The 23,043-nt window shown below is 49.8% G+C and carries 26 protein-coding genes and 1 pseudogene; 11 read left to right on the top strand and 16 right to left on the bottom strand.

Annotation, left to right across the window (positions count from 1 at the left end; translation table 11 throughout):
- Positions 1-72: 72 nt before the first annotated feature.
- The 4 genes from H6F88_RS14635 (at position 73) to H6F88_RS14650 (ending at position 4,333) form a co-directional block, all read left to right on the top strand.
- Positions 73-921, top strand: coding sequence for a GUN4 N-terminal ARM-like repeat domain-containing protein (locus H6F88_RS14635; protein ID WP_190643485.1), 849 nt, complete (start codon positions 73-75; stop codon positions 919-921).
- Between the two features lie 75 nt (positions 922-996).
- Positions 997-1,755: a GUN4 domain-containing protein gene (locus H6F88_RS14640; RefSeq protein WP_190643486.1), complete on the top strand. Its 759-nt coding sequence runs from the start codon at positions 997-999 to the stop codon at positions 1,753-1,755.
- A 168-nt stretch (positions 1,756-1,923) separates the two neighbouring features.
- Entirely contained in the window at positions 1,924-3,600 is a 1,677-nt protein-coding gene (locus H6F88_RS14645) for a CHAT domain-containing protein (protein ID WP_190643487.1), read from the top strand.
- Between the two features lie 106 nt (positions 3,601-3,706).
- Positions 3,707-4,333: a hypothetical protein gene (locus tag H6F88_RS14650; protein WP_190643488.1), complete on the top strand. Its 627-nt coding sequence runs from the start codon at positions 3,707-3,709 to the stop codon at positions 4,331-4,333.
- Positions 4,334-4,587: 254 nt separating this feature from the next.
- Here H6F88_RS14650 and H6F88_RS14655 read toward each other — a convergent pair whose 3' ends face one another.
- From H6F88_RS14655 to def, 3 genes are all read right to left on the bottom strand, one after another.
- Entirely contained in the window at positions 4,588-5,994 is a 1,407-nt protein-coding gene (locus H6F88_RS14655) for a PrsW family glutamic-type intramembrane protease (protein WP_190643489.1), read from the bottom strand.
- A gap of 108 nt (positions 5,995-6,102) precedes the next feature.
- A complete protein-coding gene (locus H6F88_RS14660) occupies positions 6,103-6,297 on the bottom strand; it encodes a hypothetical protein (RefSeq protein ID WP_190643490.1) in 195 nt (64 codons plus the stop codon).
- 53 nt (positions 6,298-6,350) lie between these two features.
- Complete coding sequence (gene def / locus H6F88_RS14665) at positions 6,351-6,914, bottom strand: peptide deformylase (RefSeq protein ID WP_190643491.1); 564 nt, start codon at positions 6,912-6,914, stop codon at positions 6,351-6,353.
- Between the two features lie 245 nt (positions 6,915-7,159).
- On the opposite strand from def, the gene H6F88_RS14670 reads away from it, so the two are divergent.
- Both H6F88_RS14670 and H6F88_RS14675 read left to right on the top strand, forming a co-directional pair.
- Positions 7,160-7,648, top strand: a complete 489-nt coding sequence (locus H6F88_RS14670) for a pentapeptide repeat-containing protein (protein WP_190643492.1) — start codon at positions 7,160-7,162, stop codon at positions 7,646-7,648.
- A gap of 2 nt (positions 7,649-7,650) precedes the next feature.
- A complete protein-coding gene (locus H6F88_RS14675; protein ID WP_190643517.1) occupies positions 7,651-8,787 on the top strand; it encodes a 5-(carboxyamino)imidazole ribonucleotide synthase in 1,137 nt (378 codons plus the stop codon).
- 160 nt (positions 8,788-8,947) lie between these two features.
- Here H6F88_RS14675 and H6F88_RS14680 read toward each other — a convergent pair whose 3' ends face one another.
- The 3 genes from H6F88_RS14680 to H6F88_RS14690 all read right to left on the bottom strand — a co-directional run bounded on the left by H6F88_RS14680 (position 8,948) and on the right by H6F88_RS14690 (position 11,763).
- Positions 8,948-9,667, bottom strand: coding sequence for a response regulator transcription factor (locus H6F88_RS14680; RefSeq protein WP_190643493.1), 720 nt, complete (start codon positions 9,665-9,667; stop codon positions 8,948-8,950).
- Positions 9,668-10,493: 826 nt separating this feature from the next.
- Positions 10,494-10,739, bottom strand: a complete 246-nt coding sequence (locus tag H6F88_RS14685) for a DUF6737 family protein (RefSeq protein ID WP_190643494.1) — start codon at positions 10,737-10,739, stop codon at positions 10,494-10,496.
- 109 nt (positions 10,740-10,848) lie between these two features.
- Positions 10,849-11,763, bottom strand: a complete 915-nt coding sequence (locus H6F88_RS14690; RefSeq protein WP_190643495.1) for an alpha/beta fold hydrolase — start codon at positions 11,761-11,763, stop codon at positions 10,849-10,851.
- A gap of 335 nt (positions 11,764-12,098) precedes the next feature.
- Between H6F88_RS14690 and H6F88_RS14695 the strand changes: the two genes are divergently transcribed.
- The 3 genes from H6F88_RS14695 (at position 12,099) to H6F88_RS14705 (ending at position 14,911) form a co-directional block, all read left to right on the top strand.
- Positions 12,099-13,307 carry an FAD/NAD(P)-binding protein gene (locus H6F88_RS14695; RefSeq protein WP_190643496.1) on the top strand — a complete coding sequence of 403 codons (1,209 nt, stop codon included), beginning with the start codon at positions 12,099-12,101 and terminating at the stop codon, positions 13,305-13,307.
- A 129-nt stretch (positions 13,308-13,436) separates the two neighbouring features.
- Entirely contained in the window at positions 13,437-14,132 is a 696-nt protein-coding gene (locus tag H6F88_RS14700; RefSeq protein ID WP_190643497.1) for a response regulator transcription factor, read from the top strand.
- Positions 14,133-14,620: 488 nt separating this feature from the next.
- Entirely contained in the window at positions 14,621-14,911 is a 291-nt protein-coding gene (locus H6F88_RS14705; protein ID WP_190643498.1) for a hypothetical protein, read from the top strand.
- Between the two features lie 148 nt (positions 14,912-15,059).
- Here H6F88_RS14705 and H6F88_RS14710 read toward each other — a convergent pair whose 3' ends face one another.
- A complete protein-coding gene (locus tag H6F88_RS14710) occupies positions 15,060-15,425 on the bottom strand; it encodes a VOC family protein (protein WP_190643499.1) in 366 nt (121 codons plus the stop codon).
- A 138-nt stretch (positions 15,426-15,563) separates the two neighbouring features.
- Complete coding sequence (locus H6F88_RS14715) at positions 15,564-16,166, bottom strand: flavodoxin family protein (protein WP_190643500.1); 603 nt, start codon at positions 16,164-16,166, stop codon at positions 15,564-15,566.
- A gap of 109 nt (positions 16,167-16,275) precedes the next feature.
- Between H6F88_RS14715 and H6F88_RS14720 the strand changes: the two genes are divergently transcribed.
- Positions 16,276-16,701 carry a helix-turn-helix domain-containing protein gene (locus H6F88_RS14720; protein ID WP_190643501.1) on the top strand — a complete coding sequence of 142 codons (426 nt, stop codon included), beginning with the start codon at positions 16,276-16,278 and terminating at the stop codon, positions 16,699-16,701.
- Here the strand turns inward: H6F88_RS14720 and H6F88_RS14725 are convergent.
- The 6 genes from H6F88_RS14725 to H6F88_RS34025 all read right to left on the bottom strand — a co-directional run bounded on the left by H6F88_RS14725 (position 16,694) and on the right by H6F88_RS34025 (position 19,831).
- Positions 16,694-17,224 carry a GNAT family N-acetyltransferase gene (locus H6F88_RS14725; RefSeq protein WP_190643502.1) on the bottom strand — a complete coding sequence of 177 codons (531 nt, stop codon included), beginning with the start codon at positions 17,222-17,224 and terminating at the stop codon, positions 16,694-16,696. The two genes, H6F88_RS14720 and H6F88_RS14725, sit on opposite strands and share 8 nt — an antisense overlap.
- A 19-nt stretch (positions 17,225-17,243) precedes the next feature.
- Positions 17,244-17,843, bottom strand: coding sequence for a CAP family protein (locus tag H6F88_RS14730; protein ID WP_242043731.1), 600 nt, complete (start codon positions 17,841-17,843; stop codon positions 17,244-17,246).
- 102 nt (positions 17,844-17,945) lie between these two features.
- Positions 17,946-18,446, bottom strand: a complete 501-nt coding sequence (locus tag H6F88_RS14735; protein ID WP_190643503.1) for a hypothetical protein — start codon at positions 18,444-18,446, stop codon at positions 17,946-17,948.
- Positions 18,447-18,589: 143 nt separating this feature from the next.
- On the bottom strand, positions 18,590-18,877 hold the full coding sequence (locus H6F88_RS14740; protein ID WP_190643504.1) for a hypothetical protein: 288 nt from the start codon (positions 18,875-18,877) through the stop codon (positions 18,590-18,592).
- Positions 18,878-18,980: 103 nt separating this feature from the next.
- Entirely contained in the window at positions 18,981-19,247 is a 267-nt protein-coding gene (locus H6F88_RS14745; protein ID WP_190643505.1) for a Calvin cycle protein CP12, read from the bottom strand.
- Positions 19,248-19,708: 461 nt separating this feature from the next.
- Complete coding sequence (locus H6F88_RS34025; RefSeq protein WP_277882180.1) at positions 19,709-19,831, bottom strand: hypothetical protein; 123 nt, start codon at positions 19,829-19,831, stop codon at positions 19,709-19,711.
- 385 nt (positions 19,832-20,216) lie between these two features.
- Here H6F88_RS34025 and H6F88_RS14750 point away from each other — a divergent pair, with 385 nt between their 5' ends.
- Positions 20,217-21,746 carry a serine/threonine-protein kinase gene (locus H6F88_RS14750; protein ID WP_199333611.1) on the top strand — a complete coding sequence of 510 codons (1,530 nt, stop codon included), beginning with the start codon at positions 20,217-20,219 and terminating at the stop codon, positions 21,744-21,746.
- A gap of 61 nt (positions 21,747-21,807) precedes the next feature.
- Here H6F88_RS14750 and rsgA read toward each other — a convergent pair whose 3' ends face one another.
- Positions 21,808-22,866, bottom strand: coding sequence for a ribosome small subunit-dependent GTPase A (rsgA, locus tag H6F88_RS14755; RefSeq protein ID WP_190643506.1), 1,059 nt, complete (start codon positions 22,864-22,866; stop codon positions 21,808-21,810).
- An 81-nt stretch (positions 22,867-22,947) separates the two neighbouring features.
- Positions 22,948-23,043 (bottom strand): annotated as a pseudogene (locus H6F88_RS14760) (IS5/IS1182 family transposase); the annotation flags it as partial.

Here is a 23,043-nt window from a genome sequence, read left to right on the forward strand (position 1 = left end):
CACTTTGCAGAATAGCGCCTCCTATCTATTCAGCAAAATCCGTCACACTAGAACAGATGCATTCGTCTAGCTGTGGTGCAAAGCTCCAATCCATACAAATCCGAACACTCCAAACCTGAGCAACCCAAAGAATACGATGTTGTGTTGGGCGGACAAAATCCACCTCCGGTTAGCGGTGCAGTTTTAGGCGGCTTGGCAGGAATACAGCGGCGACTGTCCAGCAGTTTGATCGAGGAACGGATAGGAGCGATCGCCCAACTGTCTCAACACGGTCAGACAGGCTTAAATCTGCTCATCCAGGCACTTCAAGATCAGTCCACTCAGGTACAAAGGGCCGCCTATGCACTGCTGCGCCAACGCCAAGAACCAGCCGTAAAAAACGCCTTACGCCATTACGATACTTATCCATTATTTGAATGCCTTTATCCACTCACAGGTCATGCAGGTGGCATTACTGCCGTTGCCCTCAGCCCTGATGGGCAAATCGCTATTAGCGGCAGTCGCGATGCAACCCTAAGAGTTTGGGATTTGCAGGCGAGGGAGGAAGTGATGCGGGTTATAGAGCCAAGTTTTGTGTATGCGATCGCCATCACTCCCGACAGCCGCATGTTCGTGATCAAAACTAGAGAACGGGTCTTCAAAGCTTGGGATATGCGAACTGGACAGCAAATCGACGCAGATGACCTACCCACTCGCAGCATTTCATCCGTCACCGTCAGCCCCAATCGCCACCGCACCACCCAACACCTGATCAGCGGCAGCCAAAACACGATCAAGATCTGGAATCTTAAAACGGGGCGAGAAGTCTGCATCCTCAGAGGACACACCAGCCTAGTCACAGCAGTGGCGATCGCCCCCAAGCGGCAAATTCTCCTGAGCGGCAGCGAAGATAGAACCCTGCGAGTCTGGGGAATAAGCTAAGAAAGAAGCAGGTAGAGTTTTTCTAAAAGACGTTTCCTTCCGCTCAGATCCCTAAACTTGGTACGCGATCGCCATATGACCAGCAGTTTCAATCAACCTCAAAACCATGATGCTGTCCTGGGCGGTCAGGGTGCAATTCCAGCAAGCAGTGTTGTCTTGGGTGGATTTGAAGGAGTGAAGCAACGGTTAGCTAGCCCAGTGTCCGAGCATCGACGGAAAGCCCTCTCAGAGTCCCTAAAGTATGGACAAAAGGGACTGTTTTTAGTAGTTCGAGCGTTGAATGATCCTTCTATTGAGGTTCAGCAGGAAGCCTATCAGCTGTTGCAGGACAAACCAGAGCCACGAGTGCAGCAGGCAGTGCAGCAGTTTTATCAACAATCGCACTACACTCGGCTAGAAAGCGTCCTAGCTCAAGGACAATGGCAGGAAGCAGACCAGGAGACGAAACTTGCCTTATTTAAGGCTTGTGGGCTGACGCTGACCGATCAGTTTCCCAGCTACCGGATTGATGATATTCCCTGTGAAGATCTAAAAATTATCGACCAGCTTTGGCGCAAACATAGTGGCGATCGCTTTGGCTTCAGCGTTCAGGCATCGATTTGGCAACCGCTACAAAACCTGCTGTGGGACAAAACTGAGGTCTGGAGCAGATTTGGGGGTCGGGTCGGTTGGCGTACCACCAGCTTTTTGGTAGACCGCCGCTGGAAGCGCTACGACGAAATTACTTTTTCGCTCAGTGCCCCAGTCGGACATTTGCCGTTCCTGGGAGACAAGTTTGGCATTTTTACAATGGAAGCGATCGCTAATCGCCTGAGCGTCTGCCAAATTGATTGAAGTAGGGCGATCGCCCAAAACCGTACTAGCACAGTAATGCAGTAGAGAATTGAAGCGATCGCCTACTGCTCTGACCAATCAAACCAATCTGAAAGTGTGTTTGTTCTAAAAGAACCATATAGACTAGTAGGAAATTAATCTGTTCGGGTCTAGAATCAGCAGTTTTACATGTTTGTGTCTGAGAGTCCTTGCTTGAGCTTGGCGATCGCCCGCCTAAAGGCTGCTGAGCCTGAGCATTATGCGATTTGGGTTTTACAAGCGCCTTTTCCAGGAGGGTATGTTCATCACGACTGCATGTGGTCTGGCGAACTCACCCAAACCTGGCAGGCTTGGCAAGGATTGTTTTCGCTACGTGGGCTACCCGATGTCCCTCGAATTTCTCCGGCTCAGCTGCCCCAGTCTGCTCCGTCATTGACTCCCATGATGGCAACGCCATCTTCCTCCACACAAGGAACCAGCTACAGCAGCCGTTTAATGCAACATTTAGGGATTAGCCTATGGCGCTGGCTGTTTGACGGTCCGATTCAAAGTAGCCTCGACCAGAGCCAAGGAATCGCCATCGGACAGGGAAATCCCCTGCGACTGCGACTAGAGATTCGTGACCCCGACCTGATCGAGCTTCCCTGGGAAATTATGCAGCCGCAGCCTGGAAAGCAGGCCATTTCCCTCAGCCAACAGATCTTATTTAGCCGCACCACCAGCGACGTAGACCCGCTTCCTTCCCTGCGTCCGGAGCAAGCACTCAAGATTTTGCTGGTTTTAGGGCAGGATGCAGATCCATCTGCCTCAGGCAATTCGGCCCGCTCAGGTTCACTGGGACAGCCAGCCCTAAAACTGCAGCAAGAAGCAGAGGCGCTGTCGAAAATCCTAGAGTCATCGGGAGAGGTAGACGCAAGTGATGGGTTTACCATGCCTGTGCCCTGCGAGGTGACTACACTCTTACAGCCCACCGCAGCGGCTCTGATTGATCATTTGGAAACAGAAACCTACAACGTCTTGTTTTACTCTGGACACGGGATACCCGCTCCAGATGGAGGTTTACTGTTTTTGCGCTCTGATGCCACCCTAAATGGAACAGAACTGGCTCAAGTGTTAACTCGCTGCCACGTCAAGCTGGCGGTGTTCAATGCCTGTTGGGGGGCACAGCCCGACCAGCAGAGTCAGCAGGCGATTCCCCGCAGCAGCCTGGCGGAGGTGCTGATTCATCATGGCGTTCCGGCGGTGTTGGCCATGCGTGACTCGATCGCCGATCGGGAAGCACTCAGCTTTATTGAGGCATTTGCCCGATCGCTAGCTGAACGAGCACCGATTGACGAGGCTATGGCGATCGCTCGACAGCACCTGCTGACCCTTTACAAATTCAACCAGCCCGCCTGGACGTTGCCCGTCCTCTACATGCATCCAGAGTTTAACGGCGAGTTAATCAAGCCATTAGCCGAAAACGTCACCGAAATCCCCGACCATTCCCCTAGTTGGATTGGACGGCAGACACCCGAAGCATCTTTGCGCTCATTAGCAGCTCCCAGCCGAGTTTGGCGCATTCACGGTGGCAGAATGCGAATTGGCAGTCAGGATGGCAACGATCTGGTGCTGCGAGGTGAACCTGGAGTTTCCCGTAAGCATGCTGAGATTTTCTACCGAGATGCTTTCCTGGAGGGCACTGCAGAGCCAACCTACTTCCTCCGAGATTTTTCTCGCTTTGGCACGCTGGTGCTGGATGCCAACGGCTGGCACAAGATTCACCATCAGGAAGTTCCTTTGAAATCAAAGACTCAGCTCAAGTTTGGCAGTTCTCAAAGTCAAGCTTTAGAGTTTTCGATCGAAGATCCTTTTGCCGCCCGATAAATCTCAGCCAATTGGCTGAGATTTTAGCCAATTACGGAACAGTCCCACTCCCCCTTGTAGATATCGGTGTTCAGATCTGGTTAGCTATTGCATTCAGGAGCAACTCATGGCAAACGATCAGGCTCGTCCCCACTTCTCATCTTTTCATGCCCAAGCAGAGCGAGAGCTACTGCAGCTCATTTTGCAGTCAGAAGCTTCCTACCCCTGGAATCCAGCCGAGTCAAGTGCAGAAGCTTACTTTGCTGAGCTTGAGCAGGAAGTGGAGGCAAGTTGGTCGGCTGTCGAACTGGCAGCTCAAGGGCAAGCACTGTCCAACACGCTAGAGCAGCTTTGGGCAACTGTTTTACCTACCGCCACGATTCAAGAAACGGCAGCTCAGTCACTCAGTGCAGACCTATTTGGACAGTTTTCGGCTCAGGTGCCTAAAGCTTTGTTAGATAGAATTATTGGTCGCGCGAACCAGATTATTGCAACCAATCTTTCCCTGGCTGATCAGTTGGTGCAGTGCGTGCAAGAGCTTTTACCCGACTGGGGTGAAGATGATCTCCAGGTGCTTGCCCGCCCATTTGCTTATGCGATGCGAGGTGCAGAAACAGAAATGTTAGAAGCTGCTCTACGCTCAGTTCGCTGCGCTGCCTGGACAGAGCTATCAGGAATTGAGCAAGCCCGCCTAAGTCTAGCCATTGCTCGCTATGCGATCGCCCAGCTTCCTAGCCCCTCTATACAAGAGTAGCTACACAAAAAATTATCAAAACTCCGTTCCAAACTCATGATTCTTTGCCAAGACGAAAGAATCATGCCTGTACAGGATTGCTTAATCCCCCATCTCCCACTCCGGGATCTGCCTTGTACACTGATTTTCTGATCGCTCTTAGAACACCGCATTTCGCCCCTCAAATCTCCCGTTTTGGAGGACTTTGAGCAGTAACGACAAGTCCCTACAATAGGGCGTTTGAGGGGTATAGAAGTTGGTGTGTACGCTGCAGATTAAGGAAGTCGTGAGAAGCGAGTCGCAAAGTTTTGCGATCGCGTCGGAGACAAAGTTCTAGCTTTCAAGATTGCCGCAGCCAAAAACGCGTAGGACATTACCCCTACCAGCGTCAAGATCAGCAAATTCAACACTCCTGTTGCATTCCACAATGCGTGAAGGGCAGAGGCAGTGAGATAGCCGACACCCAAAATTTGCCAGCGCTTTGAAGGCTTGAGAATACTTAGCCCAATAAAATAGCCAAAGTAGCCGCTGTAAGCCATGTGCCCTGCAACAGAACCAAGAATGCGAGGAATCAATAGCTGAATCGCGTACACTTCAGCCAGACCGTCTCCAAACTGAATTGACACCTGATTCACAATTCCCGGAACGTATTGCCCTAAGGTTTCCAAGATCGTGAAACCCGCTGCTGAGGCTGCTCCCAGCAGAATACCGTCCAGAGGCTCCCAAACACCAATGCGTTCTCGTTGGGGCGATCGCAGTCGATTTCCCCAGGCATAGGCCACAAATATTGGAATCGCCTTCAGTAACTCCTCCATCAAGCCAGCTCCAAAGAACATCCTGATTAGCAGGACTGGAAAGCTAATTGACTCAATGTCCTCCGGCACATTACCGGGAAGCACACCGCGAAACACAAAAATAAAAACATTCAACACCGGGCTAAGCAACAGCAGCATCGTCAAAATAGCCGACCCTACTAGCAGCCACCAAGGTTTGTGTTTGCCGCAAAGCTGGTAGATAAAGTAGTACGCGCCACCTGCTAACAGCAGCGCCAGCAACAGGTTAAACAGAATGGTGTTGCCAATCGAGGCAAACATCAACACCACGGCGCAAACGATAATGCTGCCCGGTATCAGGTATGCTTTGCGAGTCAAATCTCGCCCCGTTGAAACAATCGGGAAAAGCTGACTCAATGTAACACCATCAGCCGCCGGAGTTGCATTCAGACCCGCCTGTGTATCAGGGCGAGCTGTGGCCGAATAGGCTCCCGGAAAGACAACCGGTTGAGGAATTGGGGGAAAGTCTGCGGTAGGGCTTCCTTCTATTACCTGATACTCGAAAATAAACTGAGCCCCATTTTGACCCAGCACGATGCGATCGCCCTCTCGCAAGGTACGACATCCCTGTAATCTTTGCCCATTTAAGTAAGTGCCATTAGCGCTACCCAGATCGCAAAGCTGCCAGCTTAGCGGTTGCCCAGATACCTGAGCTGGAGCAAGGTGAACCTTGGCATGTTGACGGGAAACACTGCCGTAAGACAAAGAGTCAAGCACGATCTGACAACGCGGATCGCGCCCAATCAGAACTTCTGAAGTAGGAGAGAGAAAATGTAAAAGGGAATTGGCTTCGGGTTGACTGGTGGAAACCTGTCGAAGAACTGCCTTTCGAGAAGATTGTCCCGTCATCAGTGAAGATGTTGCGCTAGGGAGGACGTAGGAGTCAAATATCCTGCCTTAACTATAAGCTCAACACCCTGCGAATTTTGACAGCATTTTCCGATCATTTCGGGGGAACTACTGGTTTGCTCTTGCATCCCGAACTGCAGCATAAAACAGCAGCCCTACCGCGGGAGTACTCAAGGCCAGGATGATGCTCGTCAATAGCGTACCCAGTTGAGGAGTGCCAGAAGAAAGCTCAAAAATTGAACCGACGGCAGCGATCGCTGCAACACAGGAACCGCCCAGAAACACACTACTTTTTGGGGTCATTTTTGCTCCGTTGCTTCTGCTCACCCAACTTCGTTAATTTAGCAGAAAACGGACTAGCTTACAGACTTAACGGCTTGAGTCGAAAATCCGTGCTTGGCGAGTTCTTGATTAAGCAACAGGGCATTATCCACGCGATCGACGAACATTACCCCATTCAGGTGATCCATTTCATGCTGAATTACCCGCGATAGCAGACCCTTTGCGGTTAGCTTTTGAGGCCGTCCATTCTCGTCTTTGTAGGAAACCTCAATCACTTCAGGTCGAGTCACATCTAAAAAGACACCCGGAATGCTGAGGCAGCCTTCTTGAACGACACAAACGTCTCGGCTTTGCTGCTTGACAGTTGGATTAATCAAGATCAAAGGCGGCGTGGTGGGGTTGTCTAACTCGCAGTCGATCACGATCAGTTGCTTATGAACTCCAACCTGGGGAGCCGCCAGACCGATACCATCTTCGCTGTACATGGTTTGCAGCATCTCTTTGGCTAACTGGCGCACTTCATCGTCAACCTTATTAATGCGCTTGGCGGGTTGGCGCAGGACGCGATCGCCCAAGTAGTGCAGTTGAAGGGGCGGCTTTGCTAGCTTTTTCTTTTCAACCAGAATTTGAGAGGTCATGAAACCGTAACCTATTACAAATAGTGAATTTCTCTAACTCCATCATAATGAATCATGCCCATTCCAGGGTGGATACGTGCAAAGCTCTTAATCTTTTGCTCAACTGATTAGTTTCCCCTGCGATTCCTTTGGTCCTCCAGATACCTCGAATTTTACTAACCCAGATACCTCCCTTTTATGAATCCAGCTTCAACGCAACCAGAATCCTGGCAAGATAGAGTCAGTGACTCTATTTGGGGTTGAGCATGACTTGGCAAAAACTGACAGCTTTTTTGCTGTCTCTGATGCTTTGGGGTTGGAGTCTTCCGGCTCAGGCAGACTGGACGATGCCGATGTCCTTTAGTAATGCAGAGCTAAAAGGGCGAGATTTTTCAGGGCAGAGCCTACAGGCATCGGAATTTTCTAACGCAAATTTGGAGTTCACTAACTTCAGCGATGCAGATATTCGAGGAGCCGTGTTTAGCGCGTCGGTCATGACTAAAGCTATTCTGCACGGCGCAGATTTGACCAATGCAATGGCAGATCAGGTAAACTTTTCGGGAGCCGATTTGAGCGATGCAGTTTTTACCGAAGCCATTTTGCTGCGATCGACGTTCGAGGATGTGGATATTGCCGGAGCCGATTTTAGCTACGCCATTTTGGACGGGGCACAGGTGAAGGAGTTATGTGCACGGGCTAGCGGCACAAATCCCAAAACAGGTATCGATACACGTGAATCTTTAGGTTGCCCTTGACTATGCGGGTTGGTGTAATTGGTGGCGGTCAGCTCGCCTGGATGATGGCAGATGCGGCGCGATCGCTAGCAGTCGATTTAATTGTGCAAACTCCTGAGGCGAGTGATCCGGCAGTGGCGATCGCCACCGAGACGATTCTTGCCCCGATTGACGATGCTGCTGCGACAGCCCAGCTTGCTGCCCAGTGTGACGTGATCACGTTTGAGAATGAGTTTATTGACCTGGAAGCCCTGACCCATCTAGAAAAGCAGGGCATTCGTTTTTATCCTCAACTCACAGCCCTGGCTCCGCTGCTGGATAAGTATCATCAGCGCTGCTATTTGCGGGACATTGGGCTACCCACTCCTGAATTCTCAACTTTAGAAGCCGCAGATACCCTGTCTGCCAGATGGCTCAGCTATCCCATTGTTTTGAAGGCGCGTCGCCACGGCTATGACGGACAGGGAACGTTTGTTCTCAAGGATCGGGCAGATTTAGAGAAAATTTTGGCGAACTCGGCAAGGCAAGCCTGGTTGGTCGAAGAATTTGTGCCCTTTGAGCGTGAACTGGCAATTATGGCGGCACGTAGCACGACAGGTGAGATCGTCACCTATCCGGTTGTGGAGACTCAGCAGGAAGCACAGGTTTGTCATCGAGTATTTGTGACTTCTGATCTGGCGACAGTAGAGGAGGAAGTGGAGGCGATCGCCCACACCTTACTCACTCAACTCAATGTTGTCGGCATATTTGGCATTGAACTGTTTCTAACTTGTGACGGCAAAGTGCTGGTCAACGAGATTGCACCTCGCACTCACAACTCCGGACATTACACTTTAGATGCCTGCGTCACGTCTCAGTTTGAGCAACATCTTCGTGCAGTGTGTGGTTTGCCATTGGGCAATCCGGACCTGCGGACTGAGGCGGCTGTCATGGTGAATTTGTTGGGTTACGAGCATTCCCAAAGTGAGTACTTAGAGAAACGCCAGCAGTTATCGCAAATTCCCCAGGCTCAGGTGCATTGGTATGGCAAAACGGAATCTCGACCGGGGCGTAAGTTGGGACATGTGACTGTGTTGATGGATATTAGCGATGCAGCTAAGCAGCGATCGCAAGCCACAGAAATTGCCCAAACTATCGAGTCAATCTGGTATCAAACGTGATGATCTGGGCGATCGCCCCTGCACTGAAACTCTGCACTGAAACAAAGCCTTTACGTTCAAAAACATCTCATTAACAGACTTGTTAGTCAGGTAGCAATAAAATCCCCGGCTTCTCTACGAAGCCAGGGATCTGCGTCCCTTGCTAAGTAAAGGAGTAGAGTTATTTCACAAGCCCTGAGCGAAGCGCACGAACCGCTAACTGAGTGCGATCATCAGCACAGAGCTTGTTCAAAATATTCCGCACGTGAGTTTTGACCGTTCCAACGGTGATGTAGAGTCGTTCAGCAATTTTGGCATTGCTGCATCCGTCTACAATCAACTCCAAAACTTCCAATTCTCGCTCTGTTAATGGGTATGCCTGAACAACCTGATCATACTCATTGTCCATTGCTTTAATGGCGATCGTGCCAGATTCAGCTTTAGAAAAAGCCTCAGCCTGCGCTTCACGCGTCTGTCGCAGGACAACACGAGCAACAGATGGATCAATCCAGGAATCACCCTGAGAGGTTACTCGAATAGCTTCTACCAGATCATTGATGCTGATATCCTTCATGCAGTAAGAGTCTGCCCCAGCCGCGAAAGCAGACATGACGACTTCTTCATCGTCCTGCATTGTCATAATTAAAACTTTCGTTTCAGGCACATCGCCTGCGGGAGGAATGCTCTTGAGGCGCTGAGTTAATTCGATCCCATCCATTCCGGGTAAACCAACATCTACAATAGCAACGTCGGTAGGAGTGATTTTAAGAAGTTCAAGCGCAGATAAAGCATTACTTGCTTCACCAACTACCGCAATTTGGTCTCGCTGCTGTAGTGCTGTGCGAATACCAACGCGAGTTAAAGTATGGTCTTCCACTAGGGCTACACGGATCGTGTTCATCTCTAACCTTTCGACTTTCTAGAACGAGGAGGACTTTAAGCAAGCACTTTGGGATGGATAATAATATTTCAACAGTTTCACCTGCAGAAATACTAGACGATTTACCTAATCTTTTCGGTCTATCAAGAGAAGGAGGCTGTAGGCGTATATAGGTATTTCGTTGGGAATAGTTTAAGCGAATTTGAGCCTATTGCTGATTTATTTCTATGCTCAACCTAATCTACATTCCTTACCAAATGGGGGTTGCAGAGCTTTAAGCTCGATTTAATGTACTTAATCGTACATAGCAAAGTATTGCGCTAAAAAATCTTATGTTAAATCCGTTTACATTCAGAACCTTAGATTTGATGAAAGAAGGAATTTAGTTTGCTTGATCTAAGTACCTCTACACAAAAATGGTAGTAAATGTGACGTAGACGACTGCCAATTAGTCGAAAAGTCGGAAAATATCCAGAATGAATGCGGATTTATCCTACAGAAATAAAAATCTGTAGAGGCAAAATTCTCTCGATCAATTTCTCAACAATATTTTTTCTACACAGAAGGTTCGTGAACTTTTGAGTTAATAGAACTTCTGTTGGGAGATATGTCTTTTGAAAGAGATCTAAAAGACAACAGGACTACCTGAAGGATGAACTTATAAAAACTCAAATATTTAGGCAGTAACAGCTACCATATTGAGCTTCTTTTTAAGCTGAGCAATTTGAGTAGTTCTAGCGTGAAGCGTGCTGTTAAGTATCAGCTTCGGACTTTTCAGAAGCACTTTAATAGGACAAATCTTGGACAAAAGATTGCCCCTCTACCTATCAATCGCGATCGCACTCTACTACTCCGATGCTTTTTCATCCAAAAGGATACCGCTTTGGGCAACCAGTTTGGGGTAAATCAGCACAAAGAACACCATCCAAGTTATTACAGGAATAGCAACCAGCGCAGTCAGCCACCAGAGTCGCAGCAGCAGCCAGCTACCGCTGATGAGGGTGATGCCTGTCAAAACGATTGACCAGGGCTGACACCACCAGGGTTTGTAATCCCAGACGTTGAGTGATTTGGAATCGGGTTGAGTCGTCATGTGGAGTCCTGGGTTATTGACGTAAAGTGCAACTGGGAAGCTTTTGGAGAAGATTTTACCTTCGTAAGGGCAAACGGGTGTTCACCCTTACTCAAGCGTTGCCAACCTACTAGTTAGTCGTAAGGAAGGGTAGGGCGATCGCAGCCACTTCTGCGGCATATTCTTCGTGCAATCCCAGGGAGCCGGGAAGCCGTTGGGATTGCACGTTGGGCTGCGCTGCGATCACCTCCATTTCTGCCTTTGAGCCTGGAGGTGCCTGTTCGCTGATGACCAACATCAACGGCACTGAGAGGGATTGAAAGTTTTGCAGAAATTCGTCGCGGTTTTGAGCAGGGTCGAGGGTACCTGTGACAAAGGCAGCTGGAGCGAAGCGGGCACCGGGTCGTTGGGTAATCCGGTATTTCTGCTGAATGAATTCGGGCGTGAGTTTCTCAATATTGGTATAGACGTGACGGCGATACATCAAATTGAGAAAGGAGGGCACCGTATTGAGCTTATAAAGCGCTTGTCCCAGCAGGGGCGATCGCACCGTTTCCCGCACCACACCTGCAACCTGCTGATTTGCACCCATCGTTGGCAACGGTCCCCGCCAGGTTGGAGCCACCAACACAATCTTTGACCAGACTGCGGGCTGCATCGAAGCCAACTGCATCACATAGCCCGCTGCATGTCCGGCAGCAATCACTGCTACGGGCGTGTCAAATTGGCTGCGGACAAAATCTTGCAAAAGTTGGTGATAAACCGCTGAGCGGTAGTCGATGGACGGTCGGTCAGATTCTCCAAAACCGAGCCAATCCATCGCCCAGACTTGAAATTGAGTAGACAGCCGCTCTGCTAAACCTCGCATTTCGGAACGGGTAGACACGGTGCTAAAGGCAGGCAGCAGCAAAACAGGACTTCCCTGTCCTAACGTCTCGTAGACAACCGTGTGGGCTTGCTGCTTCCAATTCCACACAAACTCGTGGGGAGTACCGCCAATTCCGGCAGGGTTAGTGGGGTTGAGAGGAGGGGCGATCGCATTCATAAAAAAACTCCCAATCTTACAAAATTCTTGGTAAAGACCTGATGAATCGCATTCTACAAGTAGGCTTCATGAGTAACAGATGCTTTGAGCTAAGACGCGATGAATCGCTGTCTTAACAAGCAGGTTCCATTCTGAATCAATCGCTCAACTTTCATAAGCCTGCGCGGCTTGAATTAAGACGTTTTTGAAGGAAATGCATAAATCGGCAATAGATTGTTCAATTTATAGACAGATTTCTTAGCTAGCGACGCATAAAATTTGCTTATCACGTTCTACATAATAAAGACAATCATTATCATAAATATTTCTCGCTTCCGTTTTTGGAGGTCTTTGTAATGCATCTACCCACTCAGACTGATATAGCCATCATCGGGGCTGGGCCTCACGCTCTCACCCTGGCAACGCATTTGCTGCAAAAGCGCTCGCAAATGCAAGAAAAGATTGTTGTGCTTGATCCCAACGGGTTTTGGATGCATCAGTGGCAGCGTTTGTTTTCAATGCTGGAAATTTCGCATTTGCGATCGCCTGCCATTCACCAGCCCGACCCCAACCCTTACGCGCTGCGTCAGTTTGCAAAACATCGACTTGATGAGTTGTTTTCACCACACGACCTACCAGGCGCAAAACTGTTTCAAGATTTTTGCCAGACTCTGGTTTACCGCTGGCAGCTACAGCAGCAAGTGCATCGCGCTCTAGTCCAGCGAATCACGCCGATCATGCAAGATCGTCCTTGCCTCAGCATTGCTCTGGCTGGCGGCAAATCTTTGGTTGCTCAGCGGGTCGTGCTGGCAATGGGCGGCGGAATGCTCAATTTTCCAGCTTGGGTGAATAAAGTTTCAACCCCCTACCCAAAACACAGACTTTGCCATTCCCATGAGGTTGATTTGCGCCAGTTGCGCTTGCGCGGTGAGCGAATTTTGATCGTGGGAGGCGGATTAACGAGTGGACACCTGGCAGTAGGAGCGATCGCGCGGGGTGCCGAGGTGCAGTTGCTCTCTCGTCGTCGCCTTCTAGAGAAATGGTTTGACGCTGATCCTAATTGGCTCAATTCCAGCGATTGCCAGGAATTTGTTGCCGAACGCGACTGGGAAGTTCGGTGGGAAATGATTCAGCAAGCCCGTAATGGCGGCTCTATGACTCCTGACATGATGGCTCATCTGCGCCAGTTGCAGCAAACAGGAAAACTGACGCTGCACCAACGCTGTCAGGTAGTCAAGGCAGAATGGCTGGGCGATCGCTGGCAAGTCCGCTGTCAAGATGGTGCAGTTTTAGAGTGCGATCGCATCTGGCTTGCCACTGGGACAAAGCTAGACGTAACCCAAAACCCACTTCTGGCAGACGTTCTAGAAGAATTTCCGACTGGTATTGTGAACGGCTTGCCCATCCTGGATGACCATCTGCGCTGGCAGGGCTGCAACTTGTTTCTAATGGGTGGTCTAGCAGCGCTGCAAATTGGCCCTACGGCCCATAACCTGGCAGGCGCAAGGTTAGCTAGCGATCGCATTGTTGCTGCACTAACCAGATCTAGTTTGGTCAAATGCTAGTTAAACCAAGAAATTCAACTTAAAACTCCGATCTTCGTTTGAATAAGTACTAACGAGCGATCCAATCCTCCTCTGCAATCCGATAATGGGTAATGGTATTTAAGTAAGGATTTTAGGTAGGGGAAAAGCATGGAAGGACGGTTGTTGCTGGTTGATGATGAACCAGGATTGCGGGAAGCAGTGCAGGCCTACCTCGAAGACAGCGGGTTTACAGTAAACGTTGCCAGCAATGCCCGTGACGGTTGGGAGTTGCTTCAGCAAACGTCGCCTGACCTGGTAATCTCCGACATTATGATGCCGCAGGTGGATGGCTATCAATTTCTCAAGCAAATGCGGGAAGACGAACGGTTTCAAGCGATTCCTGTCGTATTTCTGACAGCGAGAGGCATGACGACTGACCGAATTCAAGGCTACCAGGCGGGCTGTGATGCCTATCTGTCCAAACCTTTTGACCCGGATGAGTTAGTGGCGATCGTGAGCAATCTGTTAGAGCGACGAGCTGTCTCAAACCGGGCAGCGGCGGGGGATGGCGATGCCCCCGATATTGCAGATATGGCGCGACAAATTGCCGAAATTCGGGCGTTGCTGACTCAGAGAGGGGCGATCGCCCAAACTCCTGCTCCTGTCCGGCTTGATTTCACCCCGCGTGAGCAAAGCGTTCTGGAACTGGTGGCAGAGGGTCTGATGAACAAGGAAATTGCCCGTCGCTTGGAAACCAGCGTTCGTAATGTAGAGAAATACGTCAGCCGCTTGTTTAGCAAAACGGGCACCAATAGCCGCACAGAGCTGGTGCGCTATGCATTGGAGCATGGTTTGACAAAGTGAATGGGAATTGGGAGTTAGGGATTAGAGGTAGGTTTTGGCATTGAACCTTGGTCTCATCGGGGTTTTTCTTGCTAAACCTACCCGTACGGTGCTGCAGCCAACAGGATTCGATATTGGTGATGAATCTATTACATAACGTGTTGGCAGTCCGGAAGAAGCGGCAAAAACCGCGACAAATGATATCAACCAAGCCTTGGCTCAACAGCCTTTTTTGCTCAGCGATCTGCTGAAATGCAAAATTGCAGAACCTTAACCATTTATCGACAAATGGCAGTTCGTGAGCCTTTAATGGACTTGTAAAGACTATCAATCGCCCTCCTGCCTGGAAAACCGAAGGGCGATCGCACACACACCAACCGGAGTTGGAGGTAAGTCACCATGATATCAGCACCACCACCGATCTTGTCGAGCTGCTGCTGTCGCTTCGATGCGATCGCAGATCAGATTTTTGTAAGCCCCTTCCATGCATTTGTCATTGGGAGGGGCTTATGACTTATAGAGAACAGCTTCACCCCTGGTGCATTATTCGCCATGCAGCCGAGGCTACACAATCGGCTGCACCTACTGAACAGCTTGTAGTTGCCCGGTTTCGTCGTCGCAACAATGCTGAAGATCATCTCAAGCGAATGCAGCGTCTTTCCCCTGAGTGCTCATACAGCATCATTTTTGACCCAACCACACGCCGAACCGATCTGGCTGGCACTTCGGCTCTCGGATTAGGTTTGCCCGTACAGAACGCTATGGCGGGACAAGCGCTGACCGAACCAGGATTAACCTGACTCTCAGCAGTAGCTGCTTATGCTAAGCGTGAGACTTAGGAGAGACAAGCCTGTGGGGCGATTTGCCAATCGCCCCTACCGAATCCGGTTTGAATTCTTGATTAGCGGCAGTCTCTTATTTCTGCAACACTGCGAATGATTGCGTCATTCAGACTGTACTGGCAACAGGGGCGGGTTCGTAAAGGTATTCAAACCAATTGCCGTCTGGGTCTTTGCCATAAAAAGAGGCAGTGCCATCCCGATGTTCGTGAATGGGAGTGAGGTGCACCCCTTCTGTTTTGAGTCGCTCGTAGGCAGCGTTGACTTCAGAGCGATCGCTAAAAATAAATCCAAAGTGAGGACCAGCCTGACCATAGCTAGGGCTAAGCAAAGCCAGACCATCATCACCGGCTTTGAGATAAGCCCAGTCAGGATCTTTCCACACTAGATCCATTCCTAAGTTCTGGTAGAACTGAGCCGCCTGGTCGAGATCTTTGACACAAATGGCTACGTGTCCGAGTCGCTTGAGCTTCATGGCACCGAAAAATAAGTTTCCTATCTTAGATATAGCGCTAGTCACTTAGTTAGGACAAAAAGGGAGGTACGACGAAGCCATACCTCCCTTTTTGTCCTAACTTGTGTAGCGACAGCTATCTCGCAATTCTGAGTGCCATCAAGCAGCTACAAGTTGACGGCTCCAGCGTAGAGCGGCTTCAGCAATCCGCTGTCCGTATTTTTCAGCAGTGAGGCGATCGCCCTCGTCCAAAGCTGCCTCTTCTCCGCCCCTATTTAACGGGCTTTGCCCCATCACACCTAGAAATGAACCTAGCCGATTGACCCCGTCGGTTTTGCCAAGGTATGGACTAGGCAAGTCACCTGCACTCACCCAAATCATGCCGTGCTGAGCGGCGTTGATCGACAGGTAGAGCAGCGTTCCCTGCTTGTCTCCGCTCAGGGAACTGGAGTGAGTAAAGCCTCCCGCAATCTTGTCTTTCCACTGCTGGGCAAACCAGACTGAACCGCCTGCGTCTAAAAACGCCTTGAACTGAGCAGCAACTCCACCCATATAAGTTGGAGAACCAAACACAATTGCGTCTGCCTGATGCAGCTTCTCCAAGATTTCTGCATCTTGCCAGCGTCCCTGCTCAATTTGCTCACCCGTGATTTGCAGCAATTCAACCTCAACGTTCTTGGATCTGGCTCCTGCTGCGATCGCCTCAGCCATCAAGTGAGTATGGCCGGAACCGGAAAAATACACGATAGCAACTGTTGACATAGGAACCTCAGCAAATGTTTTGTTAACTGAATAGATGCTAAAAGTAACTACTTACTAAAGTAAAGTAGACACTTTAAAGTAACTAATAGGCACTTTCAGGTAACCAGCTATGTCACGTTCTCGCTATCCCAGCCCATGTCCAGTCAGCATGTTGATGGAGGTTCTATCTGGACCCTGGACGATGTATCTGCTGTGGGTGCTTTCTACCAATGGCCCGACCCGATTTGGTGCGTTAAAACGCCGAATTGAAGGAATTTCCACAAAAGTCTTGACTGAGCGGTTGCGAATGCTGGAGCAAGAGGAAATTCTCTATCGCCACTATGAGCCAACCGTGCCGCCCCAGGTGACTTATGGGTTAACAGAGCGAGGACAAGAACTCGTTGTTATCCTTGACCAACTCAATGATTTGGCGCTGCGCTGGTATACTCCCTTGCTAGATGAAAACTCACCGTCTGAAGGGTGTGTTGGTCTTGCCTCTGCTCCAACCGTTTCCCCTGATTCAACAGGTTCTCCTGCCCCAACGGTCTTTAGATGAGACAGTTGAGCATGATGTCATCATCATGAATATCATTGCCGACGTAAAATTTCTGTTCACCGACTTTGATAAAGCCCGATTTTTTGTAAAAGGAGATGGCTCTCATGTTTTGGTTGGAAACGCTCAACCAAACTTGCGTACAGGCGTTGGACACAGCAAAGTTGAGCGCAGCCTGCATTAATCCTTGAGCGGCTCCAAGTCCATGAAATTCCGGCAGAATGTGCAAACGTTTTAGTTCAATGGTGTTCCCACATTCCTCTGAAAGCAGTTCTTCTAAGGGTGGATCGGAGCGGCATAACAGACAGTATCCTATTGCTTCTCCAGCGACCTCTGCTACATAGATAGTAAAGTTTGGGTCATTGATATATTGCTTGAATTTCTCAGGAGTAAATTCTGTTGCAATATAGTTCTCTATGTCTTCTTGGGGTGTGTTTGCAGGACAGGCTAATGCAAAAGTGCGTGCTGCAACGAGTACAAGCGCTTCTACATCAGCCTCATTCCCTTCTCTAACCCGAACTTCCATAGTTAGGAATTATCCAACGCTAAAAAACAGGCTGTCCCAAATAGTTGCCTGGTGGATTGTAGCGACACACTAGAATATCATTTCCGCCTGCGTTGGCGATCGCACACCCGACTTCTGTGGTATCTCCCCACACCATTTGCGTGTAGTGACCAACATCAAACCAGTTTCCCGTAGAACTCACGTCAGGGAAAGTGCCATCAACAAAATATTGCTTTTCCTCGCCCCACATATCAACCATCTGGGTATAGGTGAATGCTCCAGAAGTACCAAGCCAAAGGTTTTCCCCCTCACCTGAGTTTGGGCTGTGCTGCAACGTATTTCCACCCAGTGAGGCAAGATGGTTTGCCCACTCTTGAGCATTGCTAGCCAACGTGTCTGACCAGGTCAGCGGTGCGACGTTTACCTCTGCACGATATTTGTTGTGCGCCTCTAAAATTTCCTCCGGCATGGAACGTTGCGCCACCAAAATTTCGGCTTGGGAAGTTGAGGGGTGGGATGAGGCACTGTTGCTCATCGCTTCGCCCCTGTCCAGCACCATGCTTGAGGTAGACAAGGCTCCAACAGTCATCAAGCCAAACACAGTTCCAGTTATGCAAACAACTTTAGCCAGGAGTGCCATCGTGTGAAATCCTATGGATATCGTAGATAGGTGATTTGTCGTCCTGGCTTTATTGACTTGGCTGCGTTAGATCAGTTCCGTTAGATCAGTTCCGACGTTAAACTACTGACCATTACACATCATGGCGAGATCAAATCGCTGTCCGGACTGATCAACGACCCAGCACTCACGGCTGAAAGTGGTGGGTTCCGGTGCTGTGTAGGGAACGAAGCTGCTGTAGGGAGAGTTCATCTCTTCGACAGACTGAATGGCTGCCTCAAAGTTAAGCGGTGGCGATGAAACGCTGACAGGAATGGAGATGCCGTCTTCTTCAAGGACTGCAACGCCTTCACAGGCCGGAATGACTTCAGCGGCGATCGCCCCAGTTGCCCGCCAATCTTGAAGCTGGTAACGGAATGCAACTAGGTCTTCCCGATAATCGGGTGATGTTTCTGAGTTGCCAATCAGCAAGCTAACTGCTCGAATAGATGAACTCCAGCTGTTTTGACAAATACTTGTTTGCAGCGCTGAGTCTAGTTCAGGAATGGCGGTGTCTTCAGCGTTTGCAGCAACGCTCAACAGCGGGATGGTCAACAAAGCGATAGAGGTAACGATTTTCAGCATGGTAGGTAGCGATCGCAATTAAAGCGAGATCAAAATTCACAATAGTCTTCAGCGATCGGCTCTACTCGTCCGGTAAATCTGCTATGCCTCGCCAGCCTAAATCCGTTTCCTACAGAATTTTCAACAGTTCACTTCAGTACGGTTCACTTCAGTACAGAGCAAATTAGCTCGCCTGGACCGTTCTCGACAAAAGGTGTCACTGTTCCATCTTTTTGAATTCGTTGGCGATCGCGACAGTTATAAACTTCAATCGGTCTTGCAATCCCATCAATGCTCACAGACGCTCTGTATTCCCAATAATTCTTAGCACTGCGTTTAATGCTCAGAATGCAAATATTATGTCCATTCACCGTGCGGCAAAAAGCAGCCTGGGTAGGCAAAGCAACTGCAAAAGCTAAAACCAGTACTAGCACCAGGGCAATGTATTTCACGTAAAAAGGCTACTGTTTTGACAACATTTTACTGCCAAAACAATAGCCCTTTGAGGTGTAAGGTAGGCTCAGGCTTACCTATTCAAAACTGTTGATGTTTAGCTTAAATGTCGTAAACTCGACATTCAACCGCATCAGGATTCTCATCACAGTAGCGTTCCAGGGAATTTTTCTTTGCTTTTCGGTGAGAACATTCAGCCTGCAACTCTTCGACAATATCCCAAGCAACAGCACAATCACCTGAGGTAGCACCTTTGAGATCACAAGTTGCACGAGCTTCGGCGATCGCAGCTTGAATTGCACCCTCTAGCCTTTGCGCTACGCCTGCTTGAGAAGCGGGCGGTTGAAGCATTTCCAGGGTTTTGGACATAGTGACACTTTCAGCATTGAATGCTGAGACGATTTTAGAACTCGCTCCAAAGATCAGACTTCTACTGGAGCTGATAGTTCCACTCTAAATAGACTTACCTGAATCGACAGTGAGGAGAACCGTAGCGTTTTGGAGTGAAGGGCGATCGCCTCACTACTAGCCTCATCCCCCTTATCAATAAACTTGTGCGAACTGAGTTTTACACACTATTTGAACACTAACGGATAAAGTTTCTGTGATGTCTCAGCGATCGCCTTCCCCTAAACTTTTATAGCGCTAATAGAGTTCGTAAAATTGCAGCCTATCCGCAGCAGTTGTGCTAAGTATCTCAGGAGAAACTTGCCACAAATTTTGACTCAGATCGGGAACCTGTCCAAGCCTTTCATCGTCGCCCAAGTTGAGCTTGTGGCTAAGAGATTGCTTGTGGTCCTGGCGCTCGAATGTGATGCGATGCACTTTAGCTAGCGCCGTTCCCAAGCAAGGGGCGATCGCCCTGGAAAAAATTCCTTGCTCACTGTAAAAGCGGTCGAGATCGCAGTAGCGGTCGAGATAGTTAAAAGCGAGTACCGAGTCGATTGGCTCAAAATGAATCGCCTCTAATGGGTCTGACTCATCTCAAGCTCTGTTGTGAGGAATGTCTTGACCTATACATCTCCTAAAACCCGGTCGGTAGATAAATAGACAGACATAGCAATCCTAAAAAGGTTATGAGAGGGATGCGCCTGTCACAACCTGCTCCTACAACTGATTCAAGAAGCTATAGACAGGATGTTATCTGTCAGTACAATCGATCCTTGAGCCTTCCTGATATGCTGGAGCAAAATGCCCCAGTTTTCAGTCGACTGGTTTGCCGTTAGACTGTACTCTTCACGTCCTGTTCAGCCCGTTCAGACTACATGATTGCCCAACCTGCACTTAAGCTCCTCCCTTGACACCTGTGAAGGAACTGCATCTAAACTGCGATCGCTTATGACTATCCCGATTCAGAAAACGCTACAGAATGGCAAATACACGCTCGACCAGGAGCTAGGGCGGGGTGGTTTTGGCATTACCTACAGAGCCACGAACCATGCATTGGCTCAAGTCGTAGTGATTAAAACAATTAATGAATCTCTGCGACAAGATCCTAATTTTGCTTATTTTTATCGTCAGTTTCAGGATGAAGCAAGGCGGCTAGCGGTCTGTTCCCATCCCAATATCGTTCGGGTGACAGACTTCTTCATCGAAGAAGGCTTGCCCAACATCGTCATGGATTACATTCCCGGTCAAACTCTGGATACGCTGGTAATGCCAGATAAGCCGCTGCCTGAGGAGACCGCAATTCACTACATTCGGCAGGTGGGCGAAGCGCTAAAAGTTGTTCACCAGAGCGGTTTGCTGCATCGAGACATTAAGCCGCAAAACATCATTTTGCGCCAGGGCACTGACCAGGTAGTGCTGATTGACTTTGGCATTGCCCGCGAATTTACGCCAGGGATTACTCAGACGCACACGAGTCTGATTTCGGCAGGGTATGCACCGATTGAGCAATACATTTCTCAGGAGCGGCGATCGCCCGCCACGGATGTCTATGGGCTTGCCGCTACGCTTTACACCCTGCTAACTGCCCGCATCCCTGTTGCTGCCGCCTTGCGCGATCGGGTTGATCTGCCCGCTCCACGTGTCGTTCGCCCGGAGTTAAGTGCAGCAGTAAGTCAAGCTGTGATGCGCGGCATGGCTGTTGAGCCACAGCACCGTCCTGCCAATGTCGATCGCTGGTTAGCGCTATTTCCGGCTGCGTCGGGCAACTCAACCCTCGCAGCAGCGAGTGCGACCATCAGCCACATGGCAACTCAGGCGGTGATTCCTCAGCGTCGTCGCTCGGTTGCAACAGAATATGCGGCTCCTCAACGTACTGTTCATAACTTTCCTGATAAAGAGAACAGTCATTCAAGAGGCAGGTGGTTTGCAGCAGGTTTGATCGCAATGGCGTTAATTGTTCCGGCTGCTGTAGTCGTGGGTGTCTTACAGGCGTTGTCGCCTTCAGGCTCTGAATCGGAACCCGATGCGATCGCCCCCTCTGAGCCTACCCAGCAGGCTCCTTCCCCCACCTTTGAAGCACCCGCTCAGGCGCAGCCAGATACGCTACAGCTTCCGGAAGAAGAACCTCTTGAAGAAGTTTCCCCGGATGAGCCAGTTTTGGACACTTTGCCTGAAGATGCCGATAGCTTGCCGCCCTCACCCGCTCCCGAGGAAACTTCTCCAGAAGCAGAGTCTCAAGAGACAGCAGAACCAACTGATCCAACTCCAGCCCCGGCGGCTCCTGAAGAGCCAGTAGCACCTGCTGCCCCTGACCCCCTAACTGAGCCTGCTCCCCCACCAGAAGTTGGACCCGAAGCAGAAGCCGGATCAGAGCAGTCCCAGCAAAGTACAGGGGAAAACCGCCAGGTTCAAAATACAGCTCCTCAAGAAACTGCACAACAAAAGGATGCTCCTGGTTCTCAAGCCCCAGTTCAGTAGTCCTCCTGCGTAAATAGCAGAAAGCTGGAACTTGAGACCCAGGCAATAAGCAAAACTACTCTTAGCGGTTATTCATTTTCCGCAAAGATTTAGTAATTTGCTTCCACTTCTCCTTTTCTGCCAGGGTTGCTCTCTGATCTTGCTTGCGAATCAGATAGTTCAACTCCTTTTGGAGTTTTTGGAAACTGGCAAATCGCTGCTCGTCGAGCGCACCTGCTTCGAGGGCTTGCCGCACCGCACAGCCTGGTTCTTGTTGGTGCTGACAGTCTCGAAATCGACACTCCTCTGCCAACGCTTCAATGTCGGTAAAGGTTTCCTCTAAGCCTGCTCCCTCTGACCAGATCTGGATTTCGCGCATTCCTGGCGTATCAATGATGCAGCCACCGGAAGGCAACAGAAGCAACTCTCGATGGGTCGTCGTGTGTCTACCTCGGCTATCTCCCTGACGCACGGGTTGAACGGACTGCTGGGCAGTGCCGACAAGCTGATTTGTTAAGGTGGATTTGCCCACGCCTGATGACCCCAGTAAGGTTGAGGTTTGACCGGGTTTGAGGTAGGGCTGGAGAGCGTCTAATCCCTGATTTTGGGCAGCACTCAGCACCACAATGGGAACGGCGATCGCCACTTCTTCTACTTCCAAGACCCGCTCTTCAACGGCATCACAAAGGTCTGCTTTGTTGAGCAAAATCACCGGGGTAGCTCCGCTTTCCCATGCCAGCACTAGATAGCGCTCAATCCGGCGCAGATTAAAGTCGTGGTCTAAACCTGCCACCAAAAACACGGTATCAATGTTGGCAGCAACAATCTGTTCCTGGGTTTTACCCCCTACCGTTTTGCGGGAGAATTTACTCTTCCGCGGCAGGATAGCGTGAATGGTTGCCTGCCCTTCCTCCCGATTGCGAACGACAACCCAATCTCCGACAGCCGGAAAATCTTCTGCTGCGGTAGCCTGGTGCCTCAGCTTACCGGAAACGGTGGCTGAGAGTTCTCCTTGTTCGGCGTAAAGCGTGTAAGCCTGCTTATGTTCCAAAGCAACTCTGCCTACCGTGTAGCCCTGTACGCGATAAGCCTCAAAGCTGTGAGCGAAAAAGTCACTCCAGCCTAATTCTGATAGGTTCATTGAAGTTTCCTGAATGTGAAATCTTGTGTGGGGGCAAGTCTCACAAAGGAAATCTGACGATCATTAGACTTCCTGCATGAATCAAGAGGCATGTGCCAATTCATAGTTGAGTAAGCCAGCAATCAGGTTCAAGCGCAAGCCAAACCGTTTTCTGCGGTTGCGATAACGTCCTGCAAA

The organism is Oculatella sp. FACHB-28, from assembly GCF_014696015.1.
Taxonomy (GTDB): domain Bacteria; phylum Cyanobacteriota; class Cyanobacteriia; order Elainellales; family Elainellaceae; genus JAAUTN01.

Coding starts and splice junctions, on each gene's coding strand:
- H6F88_RS14640 (WP_190643486.1), top strand. CDS start 997: ATGACCAGCAGTTTCAATCAACCTCAAAACCATGATGCTGTCCTGGGC.
- H6F88_RS14645 (WP_190643487.1), top strand. CDS start 1,924: ATGTTTGTGTCTGAGAGTCCTTGCTTGAGCTTGGCGATCGCCCGCCTA.
- H6F88_RS14650 (WP_190643488.1), top strand. CDS start 3,707: ATGGCAAACGATCAGGCTCGTCCCCACTTCTCATCTTTTCATGCCCAA.
- H6F88_RS14655 (WP_190643489.1), bottom strand. CDS start 5,994: ATGACGGGACAATCTTCTCGAAAGGCAGTTCTTCGACAGGTTTCCACC.
- H6F88_RS14660 (WP_190643490.1), bottom strand. CDS start 6,297: ATGACCCCAAAAAGTAGTGTGTTTCTGGGCGGTTCCTGTGTTGCAGCG.
- def (WP_190643491.1), bottom strand. CDS start 6,914: ATGACCTCTCAAATTCTGGTTGAAAAGAAAAAGCTAGCAAAGCCGCCC.
- H6F88_RS14670 (WP_190643492.1), top strand. CDS start 7,160: ATGACTTGGCAAAAACTGACAGCTTTTTTGCTGTCTCTGATGCTTTGG.
- H6F88_RS14675 (WP_190643517.1), top strand. CDS start 7,651: ATGCGGGTTGGTGTAATTGGTGGCGGTCAGCTCGCCTGGATGATGGCA.
- H6F88_RS14680 (WP_190643493.1), bottom strand. CDS start 9,667: ATGAACACGATCCGTGTAGCCCTAGTGGAAGACCATACTTTAACTCGC.
- H6F88_RS14685 (WP_190643494.1), bottom strand. CDS start 10,739: ATGACGACTCAACCCGATTCCAAATCACTCAACGTCTGGGATTACAAA.
- H6F88_RS14690 (WP_190643495.1), bottom strand. CDS start 11,763: ATGAATGCGATCGCCCCTCCTCTCAACCCCACTAACCCTGCCGGAATT.
- H6F88_RS14695 (WP_190643496.1), top strand. CDS start 12,099: ATGCATCTACCCACTCAGACTGATATAGCCATCATCGGGGCTGGGCCT.
- H6F88_RS14700 (WP_190643497.1), top strand. CDS start 13,437: ATGGAAGGACGGTTGTTGCTGGTTGATGATGAACCAGGATTGCGGGAA.
- H6F88_RS14705 (WP_190643498.1), top strand. CDS start 14,621: ATGACTTATAGAGAACAGCTTCACCCCTGGTGCATTATTCGCCATGCA.
- H6F88_RS14710 (WP_190643499.1), bottom strand. CDS start 15,425: ATGAAGCTCAAGCGACTCGGACACGTAGCCATTTGTGTCAAAGATCTC.
- H6F88_RS14715 (WP_190643500.1), bottom strand. CDS start 16,166: ATGTCAACAGTTGCTATCGTGTATTTTTCCGGTTCCGGCCATACTCAC.
- H6F88_RS14720 (WP_190643501.1), top strand. CDS start 16,276: ATGTCACGTTCTCGCTATCCCAGCCCATGTCCAGTCAGCATGTTGATG.
- H6F88_RS14725 (WP_190643502.1), bottom strand. CDS start 17,224: ATGGAAGTTCGGGTTAGAGAAGGGAATGAGGCTGATGTAGAAGCGCTT.
- H6F88_RS14730 (WP_242043731.1), bottom strand. CDS start 17,843: ATGGCACTCCTGGCTAAAGTTGTTTGCATAACTGGAACTGTGTTTGGC.
- H6F88_RS14735 (WP_190643503.1), bottom strand. CDS start 18,446: ATGCTGAAAATCGTTACCTCTATCGCTTTGTTGACCATCCCGCTGTTG.
- H6F88_RS14745 (WP_190643505.1), bottom strand. CDS start 19,247: ATGTCCAAAACCCTGGAAATGCTTCAACCGCCCGCTTCTCAAGCAGGC.
- H6F88_RS14750 (WP_199333611.1), top strand. CDS start 20,217: ATGACTATCCCGATTCAGAAAACGCTACAGAATGGCAAATACACGCTC.
- rsgA (WP_190643506.1), bottom strand. CDS start 22,866: ATGAACCTATCAGAATTAGGCTGGAGTGACTTTTTCGCTCACAGCTTT.